This is a genomic window from Pseudoalteromonas sp. GABNS16E (assembly GCF_028598715.1).
Classification (GTDB): Bacteria; Pseudomonadota; Gammaproteobacteria; order Enterobacterales; family Alteromonadaceae; genus Pseudoalteromonas; species Pseudoalteromonas atlantica.
The window spans coordinates 1-403 of the sequence record NZ_JAQREZ010000171.1; the positions used below are offsets into that span (position 1 = coordinate 1).

The 403-nt window shown below is 38.5% G+C and carries 1 rRNA gene; it reads right to left on the reverse strand.

Features of this window, described 5'->3' with window-relative positions:
- Nucleotides 1-107, reverse strand: a 23S ribosomal RNA gene (locus PSI06_RS21160); the annotation flags it as partial.
- Between the last annotated feature and the right edge of the window lie 296 nt (nt 108-403).

Consider the following 403-nt stretch of genomic DNA (forward strand, 5'->3'; position numbering starts at 1 on the left):
AGTCTCAAGCGCTTTTTACTAGCTTGACTAGGCTTATCGCAAGTTAATACGTCCTTCATCGCCTCCAACTGCCAAGGCATCCACCGTGTACGCTTAGTCACTTAACCATACAACCCAAACGGGTCTTGCTTGGTCTTTGTTACTTATGCTGCCTTGCTATCAATTTTTGCTTGGTTACATAACACGTTATGCGCCCAGCGACAAAAATATCAGCGGCGTTGCCTAAGTACCAAATCCACGTCGCAATACTAAATCATTAGATTTAGTCATACGTTAGTGACAGTTTAACTTCGCCAGAAGTTAATATTGAATACTAAAGTAGATACCAATTAATCATAAATGATTAAATTGGCACTGAATGATACTGCTATCATTCTTTTTTTACTTTTGAAAACTCTTGATA